The sequence below is a fragment of the Pantoea sp. WEP genome (genome assembly GCF_041678305.1).
GTDB classification, from domain to species: domain Bacteria; phylum Pseudomonadota; class Gammaproteobacteria; order Enterobacterales; family Enterobacteriaceae; genus Pantoea; species Pantoea dispersa.
This window is the reverse complement of the sequence record NZ_JBGNXB010000001.1, coordinates 440,854-454,778: the sequence shown is the minus strand read 5'-3', so window position 1 is coordinate 454,778 and position 13,925 is coordinate 440,854. Positions and strand designations below refer to the sequence as shown.

Below are 13,925 nucleotides of genomic sequence, written 5' to 3'. Positions count from 1 at the left end.
TTGGCCCCGCCTGCCGGGGCCCTTTTTGGTTGTGCTACTGAACATTAAAGCGGAGCTGGCCTTCCAGCTCCTCTTCTGCCTCATCGAATAGCAATATCAGCGCACCATAGCGGCGTTTCTGCCCTTTCCCCAGATTGATGAACGCAATTTCCAGCGGCAACGGGATCTGCTCGCCGAGGATCATGTCCCACAGATCGTCCAGATCGTGAATGGTGCGATCCGCCAGCGCGAAACGTTCGCAAAACTGACGGTAGAAATGAGCCTGATCGACGATTTCATTGAAGTCGAAACGCTCGGTTCTCATGGTGACATCCTCTCGCTACGCCAGACCGCCGAGGTGCAGCGCTTTGACTTCCAGATACTCTTCCATGCCCAGCACCGATCCTTCGCGTCCCAGCCCGGACTCTTTCACGCCGCCAAACGGCGCCAGCTCGGTCGAGACCGCGCACTCGTTGATCCCAATCATGCCGGCTTCCAGCGCCGCCGAAACGCGAAACACGCGCTGCAGATTCTGCGTATAGAAGTAAGCCGCCAGACCGTATTCGGTGTTGTTGGCGCGCGCGATTACCTCAGCTTCATCGTCAAAGCGGAAGCAGGCGGCCACCGGACCGAAGGTCTCTTCCTGCGCCAGCTGCATCTCTTCATGCGCATCGGCAATCACCGTCGGCTGCCAGAAGTTGCCGCCCAGCGGATGGCGCTCGCCGCCCACCAGCAGTTTCCCGCCTTTGCTCAGCGCATCTTTGACATGCTCCGCCACTTTCTCCACCGCAGACGGCTCAATCAGCGGCCCGACCACCACGCCCGGCTCCACGCCATTGCCCACTTTTAGTTTGCCCACCGCCTCAGCCAACTGATGCACAAAGCGGTCGTATATTGCGTTGTGGATATAGAAGCGGTTAACGCTGACGCACACCTGGCCGGCGTTGCGGAATTTGTTGGCGATAGCCCCCTGCACCGCCGCGTCGATATCGGCATCGTCAAATACGATATAGGGCGCGTTGCCGCCCAGCTCCATCGAGACTTTCTTCATGGTTTCGGCCGCGTTCCGCATCAGCGTTTTCCCCACTGCGGTGGAACCGGTAAAAGAGATTTTACGCACCGCGCGGGAAGCCATAATGGCGTCGCTGATGGCGTGCGTGTCGCCAGCTACCGCGTTCAGCACGCCGTCCGGCACGCCCGCTTTTTGTGCCAGCGCCACCAGCGCAAAGGCGCTGAGCGGGGTGTTATTGGCCGGCTTGATGATGCCGGTGCAGCCGGCCGCCAGCGCCGGGCCGAGTTTGCGCGTCAGCATCGCCATCGGGAAATTCCACGGCGTGATGGCAGCGACGACGCCAATCGGCTCGCGCGTCGCCAGAATGCGTGAACCGGCTTTGGCCGGCGGGATAATTTCGCCGTTGGCGCGCTTCGCCTGCTCGGCAAACCATTGAATAAAGCTGGCGGCGTACTCTACTTCACCCTCGGCTTCCTGCAGCGGTTTGCCCTGCTCGGCGGTCATCAGCTGGCCCAGCCAGCTTTTGTGTTCAATGATCAGCTGGTACCAGCGATAAAGGATTTCGCTGCGCTGTTTGGCGGTTTTGTCGCGCCACGCCGGAAAGGCGCGCTGCGCGGCGGCAATCGCCTGTTCGGTTTCAGCCTTGCCGGCTTTCGCCACCTGCGCCAGTACCTCGCCGGTGGCCGGATTGGTGACATCAAAGGTGCTGCTGGCGGTGTGCCACTGGCCGTCAGCGAAGTAGCCAGTGTTGAACAGTTCGTGTTGTTGCAGGGAAGTGGACATCGTTATTCTCCTGTCAGTGAGCATCCTGTCAGGAAAGTATAGATGGCAATAATCGGGCAATGAGGGTCAGCGTGGCATCAGGCCAGCCGCTGCGCCAGGCAGCGGCCAGTTTCAGATTTGGATGAGGGTGTTCTGGTACTTATCCAGCATCATCGACAGCCGTTTCACCGGTTCCGTCACGCTGGCCGGGGCGGCATAGTGCTGCAGCTTCTGCTGATAAACGTCCAGCTCCTGCAGCAGGCGCTCAAAGTAGTAGCGCCGTTTATCATCGCTGCTGGCCGCAATAATGCGGTCGGCGGTGGCGCGCAGCTGGCGGTGATACGCCGACAGGTCGGCATTGACCGGCACCTCTGCGTTGCGCAGGCGCTGATGACCAATAATCAGCGTGAGCGCAATCCGGTATTTGTCGATATCGCCCGGGAACAGGTTAAGCAGCAGGAACAGCTGCTGATAAAGCGCCGGTAAATGGTTTTCCCGCCGGCGCGCCTGATTGGTGGTCAGCGCGGCCACCGCAGCATACATAAAGCGATTCAGCAGCTTGCGTCCGGTGCGGGCTTTGGATTTGTCACGAATCAGCAAAATCACCATCATCGCCACAAAGCTGCCAATCCACTGGCCGAGCGCGTTGTCGAGAAACACGTTGAATTCAAACTTCATCGGGTTATCCAGCACCAGCACGTTGATGGTGCCGATCAGCGCGCCCAGCGTACCAATCTGCCGCCGCTGTACAAAGATGCCGCCGATAAAGCCAAGTGCGCCAATCGCGATACACAACAGCAAGGCACTTTGCTGAGTGCCCGGCAATACCCAGATGAAGTAGAGCATGCCCAGCGGCACCGCAAAGGCCATGCCGTAGAAGAAATCTTTCGCCATCATCAGCGGATTCGGCATACGCATCGCCAGCGCGGTAATCACCGCCAGCATCACCATGCAGCCGCTGCCGGAAGTCCAGCCGGTATACAGCCAGAACAGCGAACCGAGCGCGGTGGCGACAAAGGTGCGCACGCCATTGATCATCGCATGATGCGTCTCCGCTGAACGCGCCTGGATCACCACTTCACGCTGCAGAATGCTCTCCTCCAGCGTGGTGATACGGCTGTTACTTTTGACGCCATTGATCAGCAGCAGATATTCGGTCGCCGCGCCGACCCAGCTGGCCAGGGTAAACGGCACGCTTTTACTGCTGACGCCAATAACGCGGCGCATCAGCTTCATGCGCTTATGCACGTCGCTGACGCTGGTTACCTCTTTTTCAATCAGCAGGCGATACTGCGGCGGGATGTAATCCGGGCGCGAATTCTGAATCAGGAAGGTCTCAGCGGCCTGAGTAATCAGCGTCAGCGATAGCGTGTTGAGCATTTGCAGCCGGCGGCTGGTGTTGCTCCAGCGCGACGACTCCATCAGCAGCTGGCTACGCATGCCGTTGAGCGCGGTCGTGCGGCGCACCAGCGCGCTCCAGGCTTTGTCGACTTCCTCTTTATCCTCGTGCGCCACGCACAGCTGCAGCAGGCGGTAGTGCGCTACCAGCAGCGCATCCACTTCCGCATCAATCACTTTCTTGATCGAGCGCGGAGAGAACAGCATGTCGGCGAGAATGGCGCACAGAATACCGAGCACAATTTCGCTGCAGCGCTCCACGGCGAACTGCGGCGCCAGCGTCAGGCCGCCGCTGGCATCCGCGGTCACCACGATGATCAGCGCGGTGTAGCCGGCGAGGCCCAGCGCGTAGGAGTTTTCGACTTTAATCAGCGATGAGAGCCAGACGCACATGCCGGCCCACAGGCAGCACAGCAGCAGCATCACCACCGGCGCGCGCACCGTCGCAATCATGATGGTGAGTGCAGCGATACAGCCGATAAAGGTGCCGATAATACGCAGAACGCCACGGTAGCGCAGCGCGCCAGAGTAGGGATCGCCGCCCGCGGCAAAGGCGGTGCCGCCAGCCACGATGCCGGCGGTCATCACCGCCCAGCGCGGCGTTTCCAGATTGAAGTGAAAGCCAATCATCAGCGCCGCCACCAACGCGAAGGTCAGCTTTACCGGGAAACGCAAAAACTCAATCATAACGCCCCCGCTTAACCAAACTCACGCAGGCGGTTGAACAGCTGCGCCATCGGCGACACTTTGGTCTGGCGGTCTTTATCACCGGTGATCACCACGGTGGCGGTGGTCCCCGCCGGGAAGCGGTTGCCGGGTTGATCGTCAAGGCGAATACGCACCGGTACGCGCTGCGCCAGACGCACCCACTCGAGGTTGGAGTCCACGGTGGCCATGCCTTTACTGTCAACGCTGCTGCTGCTGTTGGTCACGCCAGCCGCGATGCTGTCAACCGTGCCGCGCAGCACCGTGTTGCTGCCCAGCGGAGTAATTTCCGCGCGGAAGCCGGGACGCACGCCATCCAGCTTGGTCTCTTCCATGTAGGCCAGCACGTAGAACGAGTGCTGCTGCACCAGCGCCACGGCCACCGAGCCGCGCGTGATGAATTCACCCTGATAGACGTTGAGGTTGGTGACCCAGCCGTCGGACGGCGCTTTGATGGTGGTGCGATCGAGGTCGATCACCGCCAGATCGCGCGTCGCCACCGCTTTGGCCAGCTGATGTTCACTGGTCTGCAGGTCGCTATTCGACTGCTCAATGGCTTCACGCGACATCGCGCTGGTACCGAGCTGGTTACGGCGCGCCGCTTCACGGCGTTTTTCACTAACCAGCGCCTGGTAATATTCGACATCCGCCTGCGCCTCATCCAGCGCTTTCTGGTAGCGCGGACGGTCGACGATAAACAGCGTATCGCCTTTTTTCACCAGCTGGTTGTCGTGTACCGGGACGTCGGTGATCAGTCCGGTCACGTCCGGGGAGATCGCCACCACGTCGGCGGAGAATTTGGCGTCACGCGTCCACGGCGACTCGGTATAGAACACCCAGGCGCGGAAGATGATAACAACAGCGATGATAACCAGCAGGAGCGTAATGGCGTAACGCGCGATTTTTCTTATAAGCGCTTTCACTTAAAACCTCAGACGAATAGACGGGATACAAGGTAAAACACACAGCAATACAGCGCTGTGTTAAAAAGTGCCGGATGCCACACCAGATCGTAAATCCCGCTGGGCGTCAGCACGCGTTTCACCAGCCAGAACAGCGCCAGCGAAACCAGTAGTTCAATGAAGATGGGCGGAAAAGACAGCCCGAATACGACAAATACCGGAAGCACACTCATTTCGGTTCCTTAGTTCGACCTTGCCGGATTGCACCGATACCTGCCCTCATGCCCTCTGGCACGTCGGGTTGATGATAGTGGGATGACGGATAATCTGATGACAACATTCAGGCCGCGTTGAGCTAATCATAGCGTATCATCGGGTAAACACTGCCGTGTTCAGGTGCGGTGAAGAGACCCAGCGTGCGTATAGTAACGCGCTTGACTATACGTTTTCTACATATTGTGAGCTAAATCACTTTTTAGCCAGAGTAAACAATGGAACGACTCAAAGGCATGTCCATTTTCGCCAAAGTGGTTGAATTGGGCTCATTTACCGCCGCCGCACGCCAGCTGCAGCTTAGCGTCTCGTCCATCAGCCAGATTGTTGCCAGACTGGAAGATGAGCTGCAGGTGAAACTGCTTAACCGCAGCACCCGCAGTCTGGGCCTGACCGAAGCCGGTAAGATTTATTATCAGGGCTGCCGCCGCATGCTGGCTGAGGCCTCGCAGGTGCACGAACAGCTGTACGCCTTCAACAACACGCCGATCGGGATTTTACGCATCGGCTGCTCAACCACCATGGCGCAAAATGTCCTCTCCGCCATGACCAGCGAGATGCTGCACGAATACCCGGGACTGAGCGTCAACCTGATGACCGGCATACCGGCGCCGGACCTGATTGCTAACGGGCTGGATGTGGTGATACGCGTCGGTGAGCTGCAGGATTCCAACCTGTTCTCGCGCCGGCTGGGTGCCATGCCGATGGTGGTATGCGCGGCGAAGAGCTACCTGGCCCAGCACGGCACGCCGGAAAAGCCGGCTGAAATCGACAACTTTTCCTGGCTGGAGTACAGCGTGCGCCCGGATAACACCTTCGAGCTGGTGGCGCCAGAAGGCCAGGTGACGCGCCTGACGCCGCAGGGACGTTTTGTCACCAATGATTCTCAGACGCTGATTCGCTGGCTGAAAGCGGGCTGCGGTATCGCCTATGTGCCGCTGATGTGGGTGATTGATGAGATTAACGCCGGTGAGATCGATATTTTGTTCCCGCAGTATCACTCGGAGCCGCGCCCGGTGTATGCCGTCTATACCGAGAAGGATAAGCTGCCGCTCAAGGTGCAGGTGTGTATCAATTATCTGACCGAGTATTTCAGGCAGGTGTCAAGGCAGTATCAGCAGCACCGCAAAAGTTAGCCGCCGTCTGGCGCTGGTGTGGCCGGCCTGAAGGGCGCACACGGGAAAATGCGGGGCAGTTATGCATGCCAGGTCACCCTGAAAGGTGACCTGGCAAAACAATTGCGTAATGCCGATCAGTTAAGTACCAAATTCAATTACCGCAGATTTCGTAGCGGCGCGATTAATCGCGCGTACTACTAGCAGCACCGTTCCCATCCATGCTTCGCGCAATAAATTGCGCCGCTACCAAAGTGTGCGTGCTGTTTACTCATAACTGACAAGCATTGTACAAACCCATTGCGCGGTTTTGACAGGGTGCGCACTGATGCGCACCAGCATGAACCTTAAGCCGTTCCGCCCACGGTAATTTTATCCAGCTTCAGCGTGGGCTGACCTACGCCGACCGGCACGCTCTGGCCCTCTTTACCGCACACGCCGACGCCCTTATCCAGCGCCAGATCGTTACCGACCATGGAAATCTGCTGCATCGCCTCAATGCCGGAGCCGATCAGCGTCGCGCCTTTCACCGGTTTAGTGACTTTGCCGTTCTCGATCAGATAAGCCTCGGAGGTCGAGAACACAAACTTGCCGGAGGTGATATCGACCTGGCCGCCGCCAAAGTTAGGGGCATACAGACCATACTCCACACTCTCAATGATCTCCTGCGGCGTCGATTTGCCCGCCAGCATATAGGTGTTGGTCATGCGCGGCATCGGCAGGTGCGCATAGGATTCACGACGACCGTTACCGGTAGGCGGCACGCCCATCAGACGCGCATTGAGCTTGTCCTGCATATAGCCTTTCAGCACGCCGTTCTCGATCAGCACGTTGTACTGTCCCGGCACGCCTTCATCATCCACCGCCAGCGAACCACGCAGCCCCTGCAGGGTACCGTCGTCAACCACGGTGCAGAGTTCGGACGCCACCAGCTGGCCCATCTTACCGCTGAAGACGGAAGTCTCGCGGCGGTTGAAATCCCCTTCCAGACCGTGGCCCACCGCTTCGTGCAGCAGCACGCCTGGCCAGCCCGCCCCCAGCACCACCGAAAGCGTACCGGCTGGCGCCGCGACGGCGGACAGGTTAACCAGCGCCATGCGCACCGCTTCGCGCGCCCAGACATCGGCCCGTACGTCGCCGCTCTCATCGGCGAGGAAAAATTCGTAGCCGGTACGCGCACCGCCGCCGCTGGCGCCGCGCTCGCGTTTACCCTGATCTTCCACCTGAACGCTAATGGACAGGCGCACCAGCGGACGAATATCCGCCGCCAGCGTACCGTCAGTGGCGGCGACCAGCACCTGCTCGTAGACGCCGCTCAGGCTGGCATTCACTTCCTGCACGCGCGGATCGGCGGCGCGTGCCACTTTATCAACCCGGTGCAGCAGCGCGATTTTGTCTTCGCGCGTCAGGCTGTCCAGCGGATTGACCGGCGCGTACAGCGAACGGTTAAGCACCGCGGAGAGCGCGTGCGCTTTGCCATTGCCCTGCTCGCGCACGATACTGCGCGCCGCTTCGGACGACTGGCGCAGGGCATTGAGGCTGATTTGATCGGCATAGGCAAAACCGGTTTTCTCCCCGCTTACCGCGCGGACGCCCACGCCCTGGTCGATATGATAAGAGCCATCTTTAATGATTTTGTCTTCCAGCACCCAGGATTCATGGAAGCTGGACTGAAAATAGAGATCGGCATAGTCCAGACGACGTTCTGAAAGCTGCCCTAACAGGGAAAAAAGGTCCTGCTGATTAATGCTGTTCGCAGCTAGTAACTGCTCACTTACCAGATTCAGAGTCATCGTTTCTCACTCATTATGTGCTCGGATAGTCATAGCCTGCGGCAATTCCCCGACGGCGTCAAATTCACTTCTTATCGGCTTCGCGCGGTTTGCGCAGCACTTCATTGATCTCCGGCTTATCCAGCGGTCCGCTGATGTGATAGCGCAGCAGCGAAATCTTATTCCACAACGGTGCCAGCACCTTGCTGGCGGCAAAAACCGCCGCGCCGACCACCGGGTTAATTACAAACGCGGTGGCCACGCCAACCGAGGCGCCGATCTCCGGTGCCACCACCGCTTCCATGTCGATTTGCCGCTGCACCAGATCTACTTTGCCCTGCATGGCGATATCCGCTTCGAGGCCATCCACCAGCAGGTTATCGGTGCGCATCACGCCGTTTTCAATCCACGCCGTGCCGTTGATCGAATCAAACCAGAAACCTTCATTAAAGGTATCGCTAAAATCGAAGCGCAGCTTACGCAGCAGGGCATCGAAGCTCACCAGCCGCAACAACTGTCCGGCACGACCGGTGTTCACATCCGCAATCTGCCCTTTGCCGAAATGGGTTTTCAGCGTGCCGCTCAGCGTCTTTTCTGAAGGCTGCCACGGTGCGGAGCGCCAGTGCAGGTCATAATCAATTTTAAACGGCGCATCGCGCAGCGGCGTGTTCATGCCAAACCAGTTGGTGGCATCATTGATATTTTTGCCGCTCAGGCTGCCTTTTAGCGAGGTGCGCTGCTCGCCCGCTTTGTTCACCCATTCACCCGCGACATTGAGCTTCGAGCTGCCGGTGTCGACGCTGCCGTTAGTGAGTGCTAACGTCTCTCCCTGCGGCTGGAGCCTGGCCTGAATGTGGCCGAACTTCTGGCCGCGCAGCCAGCACTCAGCGCAGTTGAGCTGCAGCGCTGGCCAGCTGCGGAAATCAATGCCACTGTCCCCGCTGAACGGCGAGGAGGCCTTGCCCGCTTCACCGTCACTCCATTGCGGATTGTAATAAAGATAGCTCAGGTCGATTTGCCACGGCGCGCGTTGTGCGGTTCGCAGGCTGCCGCGCGCTTCGCGGCTCTCCAGCTGCAGCTGCGTGCTGCCGCCCGCGCCCTGGGTCACCGTGGCATTAACATCGTGCCACTGCTGGCCGCCGAGCGTCAGGGCCGGGGTACGCAACGTCACATCGCCCGGCAGCAGTGCGCCGCCGATGTCCGTTTCGCCCTGCGCATTGCGTGAACCCGTCGTGCCGGTCATCAGCCCCAGCCAGGCTTCGCCGTCCAGCGCCGGCAGATTAAGCACCATCCCGCGCCGCTCCGGTAGCGCCGGCGTGCTTTTGGCATCATTCAGCCAGATACCGCGATCGACGCGCAGCTGCGGCTCCAGCAGCCAGCGGCTGTTAAAGCGATGGTGCTCACGCACGCTGCCGCTGAGGTTAAAACTGTGCAAATCGCCGCTGGCATTAATGGCGATAGGCAGTGCCTCACCGGCCTCTTTATCCAGTGGTGGGGGTAAGTGACTGCTCACTGTCTTGCCGTCACCGTTGATATCAACCTTGTAGCGCGCCCCACCCTGATGTGGCAGCGTGATGTCGACATTGCCCTGCCACGCCAGACTGCCGCCCAGCTTACTGCTTACGCTGGCAGGCAGCATGGCCAGTTTTGCCGGCTGCCAGTCACCCAGCAGTTTGACGTTAACGCCAAAATCATCGGGATTTTCCGTGGTGCTGAAACGCACGCCGGTGGGCTGACCGAACCAGTTGGCCTGCAGCTCTTCACTCTTCAGGTTCCCGTTGTTGTAGCGGAAACGTCCGGTCAGGTTTTTCAGCGTGGTGTTAAGCGGCTTAATGTGCAGGCTGTTGTTATTCAGCACCACGTTACCGCTGGCGTGCACCAGTTCCCCATCCAGCGGGATATCCAGGTTGAGCGAACCACGCACGTTGCCGCCAATCTGCAGCTGCTCCAGCGCTGCACCCAGCGTGGATTTGAGTGGCGTGCGGGCGAAATAGTCGGCGATATCTTTACCTTCGCCGCTCAAATCACCGTCAATGATCAGCTTCTCTTTCAGGTAATCCGGGATTACCGCACTGACGTTGCGCGCGTCCACCGCGCCCAGCCGGGTTTGCGCCGCCTTCATCCACAGACCATCGTTGATAAAATCGAGGTCGATATCGAGGTTTTGCAGCGCCGGCCAGCCTGGCTGGAACTGGAAGGTAGCATTGCGCACCGGCACGGCCACTTCAAACATGCCGTCGTGGTGTTTGAACGGGAACAGACGCGGATCGCCGGCAAACAGCAGCGTGGCATTCTCCACCTGGCCGCCTTTGACCGCTTCGCTGAGATACTGCGTCAGATCGTGGCCCATCAGCGGCTCAGGGAAGTAGCGCCAGGCATCACCGGCGTCGGTGACGCGAATCCCGGCAAGAATGTCGAGGCGCGACGCTTTACCGACATTTTGCTGATAGCGGAAATCGCCGCGCGCCCATAGCGAACGTGCCTGCACGTCCAGCTGCTGGCCATCCAGCGTCAGGCCGTTGCCATCGCGCAGCCAGTTAATCCTGCCGGTGACCTGCTGAATCTGTAACGGCGCCTGGAACATATCGCCGTACGGCACTTCCGCCTGGCCCATCTGCACATCCAGCTGGCCGTGGTTCAGACTGCCGCTGGCGCTGCCGCTCAGATTGCTGATGCCCGGCAAAAGCTGCCAGTGCTGCCACGCCAGATCGCGCCAGCGCGCCTGCAAACGCGTCTGCTCCGGCTGCGCCAGCGGAATATCCAGCGCCAGCGCGTCGATATAGCCGCGCGGCTGCAGCGCCCGCCAGTTGTCCAGCAGCGTAGGCGAGAGCGGCGCAAACAGCGGCACCAGCGGTGCCAGACGCTGCAGATCGAGCCGGGTGGCGCGCACCCGCACTTCCGCTGCACTGTTCGCGCCGATCATCTGTTTATCTTCCGGCTTCCACAGCAGGGCGATATGGCCGGCATCCCAGGCCACGCCGTCAGTCATCAGCCGGGTTTGCGGCACCGTCAGGCTCCAGCCATTCTGGTAGCGCGCCAGATGCGCGGTCAGGCCATCCACCTGCAGCTGGTGATCACCCTGCTCGCCGCGCCAGCGTGCGCCGCCTTTGCTCAGCAGCAGATCGCCTGCGTACACCTCACCGTCGCGCAGGTTGACCCACGCAGCCAGGCTGAAACGCGCGCTTTGCAGGCTGGTATTATCTCGCAGCCAGCGGCCAATCCACGGGCGCACGTCCACGTCATCGGCCTGCATCCAGATGCGGCCGTCGTTAAGTAACCCATTGGTATCGTTAAGATCGAGCCGTACCTGCACCACGCCGTGCTGGCCGGTGAAGCTGGACAGGCTCACTTCGCCTTCGGCGCGATGGCGGTTGTCCTCGTTCAGCCAGGTAAGGCGGGGAATCGCCAGTTCGGCATGCTGGCCGGAAGGCGTGAGAAAACGGATGCTGCTGTCGCGCAGATCGAAATGGTCAAACTGGCGTAAGAACAGATCGTTGATTTGGGCCGGTTTGAAGCTGTTTTTTTGCTCGTCGCTGGTGAGCAACGGACGGTTGGTTGCCAGCCGCAGCTGCCAGAAGGTGAGATCGCGAAACTGCCAGCGCCAGTGCAGCAGCGACTGCCACACATTGAGCGCCAGCGTAACGCGGCCAATCTGCAGCTCGCCATCTTTATCCATGTCGATACGCAGATCGCGCACCTGCAGGGTCGGGCCAAAATTCTCCCATTTTCCCTGAATTTCACTGGCATCGATGGTGACGCCGCTGACGCGCGAAAGGGTGTGCAGCACCTCGCCGCGATAGCTGTTGAGATGCGGCATCACAAGGCGCAGCCCGCTGACCAGCAGCGCCACAATGACGATGATTGCGGCGAGCAGCAGTAACAAAATCCCCGGCAACCGCCTCACACACCTCTCCTTGCTTTCCGTTGGGTTACGGCGTTCAACCTCACGACTTACATCATGACGACGTCAAACTGCTCCTGCGTGTAGAGCGGTTCAACCTGTACTTTGACCTGCTTGCCGACAAAAATTTCCACTTCGGCCAGCGCGTGCGACTCATCGCTTTTCAGCGCTTCACCCACTGCGGGCGACACGTACACCAGGAAGCTGTCGGAGTCGTAAGCGTGATGGACGCGGACGATTTCACGCATGATTTCATAGCACACGGTTTCTACCGTCTTCAGCGAACCGCGTCCCTGGCACACCGGGCAATCGGCACACAGCACATGCTCAATGCTTTCGCGCGTGCGTTTGCGCGTCATCTCGACCAGCCCCAGCGCGGAGAAGCCGTTGATGCTGGTTTTAACGCGATCTTTGCTCAGCGCGCTCTCCAGCGAGTGCAGCACGCGCCGGCGATGATCGTCATTATTCATGTCGATAAAGTCGATGATGATAATGCCGCCGAGATTACGCAGCCGCAGCTGGCGCGCAATCGCCTGCGTGGCTTCGATATTAGTATTAAAAATGGTTTCGTCGAGGTTACGGTGGCCGACAAACGCACCGGTGTTAATGTCCACCGTGGTCATCGCTTCGGTCTGGTCGATAATCAGGTAACCGCCAGATTTCAGTTCAACCTTGCGCTCGAGCGAGCGCTGAATCTCGTTCTCCACATCATAGAGATCGAAAATCGGCTGCTTGCCGTTGTACAGCTCCAGCTTGCTGGCCATCTCCGGAATATATTCGCTGGTAAATTCCACCAGCAGATCGTAGGTCAGGCGCGAATCGACACGAATGCGATCCAGCGCTGCGCCGGCGAAATCGCGCAGCACGCGCTGCGCCAGCGCCAGCTCGCCGTAAAGCAGGCAGCGCGTCTGGTTGCGCTTCTTACGCTCGCTGACTTTGGTCCACAGGCGCTTTAAAAATGCCGCGTCCTGCGCCAGCTCTTCTGCGCCAATGCCTTCTGCGGCGGTACGAATAATAAAGCCGCCGAGATCGTCACAGTAAGCGGCAACCACCGCTTTCAGCCGCTCACGTTCGGCTTCGCTTTCAATGCGCTGTGAGACGCCCACGTGCGAAGCCCCCGGCATAAAGACCAGGTAGCGCGACGGCAGCGTAATATCGGTGGTGAGGCGGGCGCCTTTGGTGCCGAGCGGATCTTTCACCACCTGCACCATTAAATCCTGTCCCTGACGCACCAGCTCGGCGATATCGCGCACGATAAAGTTCTTCTTCTCATCACCCGCCACGCATTCGGTGTGCGGCATGATGTCCGAGGCGTGCAGAAAGGCCGCTTTGTCCATCCCAATATCGACAAATGCCGCCTGCATGCCCGGCAGTACCCGGCTGACGCGCCCTTTGTAGATATTGCCGACAATACCGCGCCGCGCTTCGCGCTCAATATGGATTTCCTGCAGAATGCCGCCGTCAATATAGGCAACACGGGTTTCAGAAGGTGTCACATTTACCAGCAGTTCAGCCGTCATCTTGTCCCCTTAACGCACGCAGCGACTGAAAATGGCTCAGCAGTTCGCTGGTTTCCACCAGCGGCAATCCCACTACGGCGTGATAACTTCCATTGATGCGGCGCACAAAGTTGCCGCCCAGGCCCTGAATACCGTACGCGCCGGCTTTATCCATCGGCTCGCCGCTGGCGATATAGTGCGAAATTTCCTCTGCCGTGATAGTGCGGAATGTCACGTCTGTGGTCACCAGGCAATCCAGCTCGCCCTGCGCATCGGCCAGCGCCACGGCCGTCATGACCTGATGGGTTTGCCCGGCCAGTTTACCCAGCATCTGCGCGGCATGCGCCGTATCGCGCGGTTTCTCCAGCACTTCGCCATTCAGCACCACGATGGTGTCAGCGCCCAGCACCGGCAGATCCTGTGGTGCTATCCGCACGCCGGCTCGCGCCTTATCGCTGGCCAGACGCCGCACATAAGACTCCGCCGCTTCGCCCGGCTGACGCTGTTCTTCAACATCGGTAATCAGGCGCTCAAACTGCAGGCCAAGCTGCGTTAACAGCTCGCGCCGACGCGGTGAGCCGGAAGCCAGGTAGAGGGTTATCATTGT

At 59.4% G+C, this 13,925-nt stretch carries 10 protein-coding genes; 1 reads left to right on the top strand and 9 read right to left on the bottom strand.

The window, feature by feature from the left end; genetic code table 11:
• Positions 1-34 precede the first annotated feature (34 nt).
• The 5 genes from ABVR31_RS02160 to aaeX form a co-directional block, all read right to left on the bottom strand.
• Positions 35-304 carry a hypothetical protein gene (locus ABVR31_RS02160; RefSeq protein WP_372771744.1) on the bottom strand — a complete coding sequence of 90 codons (270 nt, stop codon included), beginning with the start codon at positions 302-304 and terminating at the stop codon, positions 35-37.
• A 15-nt stretch (positions 305-319) separates the two neighbouring features.
• Positions 320-1,774: an NAD-dependent succinate-semialdehyde dehydrogenase gene (locus tag ABVR31_RS02155; RefSeq protein ID WP_125310643.1), complete on the bottom strand. Its 1,455-nt coding sequence runs from the start codon at positions 1,772-1,774 to the stop codon at positions 320-322.
• A 111-nt stretch (positions 1,775-1,885) separates the two neighbouring features.
• Complete coding sequence (gene aaeB, locus ABVR31_RS02150) at positions 1,886-3,838, bottom strand: p-hydroxybenzoic acid efflux pump subunit AaeB (RefSeq protein ID WP_021508143.1); 1,953 nt, start codon at positions 3,836-3,838, stop codon at positions 1,886-1,888.
• A gap of 11 nt (positions 3,839-3,849) precedes the next feature.
• Complete coding sequence (aaeA, locus tag ABVR31_RS02145) at positions 3,850-4,779, bottom strand: p-hydroxybenzoic acid efflux pump subunit AaeA (protein ID WP_058759877.1); 930 nt, start codon at positions 4,777-4,779, stop codon at positions 3,850-3,852.
• An 8-nt stretch (positions 4,780-4,787) separates the two neighbouring features.
• Positions 4,788-4,991 carry a p-hydroxybenzoic acid efflux pump operon protein AaeX gene (aaeX, locus tag ABVR31_RS02140; protein WP_021508145.1) on the bottom strand — a complete coding sequence of 68 codons (204 nt, stop codon included), beginning with the start codon at positions 4,989-4,991 and terminating at the stop codon, positions 4,788-4,790.
• A 258-nt stretch (positions 4,992-5,249) separates the two neighbouring features.
• Here aaeX and aaeR point away from each other — a divergent pair, with 258 nt between their 5' ends.
• Positions 5,250-6,167 (top strand): HTH-type transcriptional activator AaeR, encoded by a 918-nt coding sequence (gene aaeR, locus ABVR31_RS02135; protein WP_372771743.1) that lies wholly within the window; start codon positions 5,250-5,252, stop codon positions 6,165-6,167.
• A 326-nt stretch (positions 6,168-6,493) separates the two neighbouring features.
• Here the strand turns inward: aaeR and tldD are convergent, their stop codons facing one another.
• The 4 genes from tldD to ABVR31_RS02115 all read right to left on the bottom strand — a co-directional run bounded on the left by tldD (position 6,494) and on the right by ABVR31_RS02115 (position 13,922).
• Positions 6,494-7,939, bottom strand: coding sequence for a metalloprotease TldD (gene tldD / locus ABVR31_RS02130; protein ID WP_372771742.1), 1,446 nt, complete (start codon positions 7,937-7,939; stop codon positions 6,494-6,496).
• Positions 7,940-8,003: 64 nt separating this feature from the next.
• Positions 8,004-11,822, bottom strand: coding sequence for an AsmA2 domain-containing protein YhdP (yhdP, locus tag ABVR31_RS02125; protein ID WP_372771741.1), 3,819 nt, complete (start codon positions 11,820-11,822; stop codon positions 8,004-8,006).
• Between the two features lie 47 nt (positions 11,823-11,869).
• Positions 11,870-13,339, bottom strand: coding sequence for a ribonuclease G (gene rng, locus ABVR31_RS02120; RefSeq protein ID WP_372771740.1), 1,470 nt, complete (start codon positions 13,337-13,339; stop codon positions 11,870-11,872).
• Positions 13,329-13,922, bottom strand: coding sequence for a nucleoside triphosphate pyrophosphatase (locus ABVR31_RS02115; RefSeq protein WP_372771739.1), 594 nt, complete (start codon positions 13,920-13,922; stop codon positions 13,329-13,331). The genes rng and ABVR31_RS02115 overlap by 11 nt, the downstream gene beginning before the upstream one ends.
• Positions 13,923-13,925: the final 3 nt, after the last annotated feature.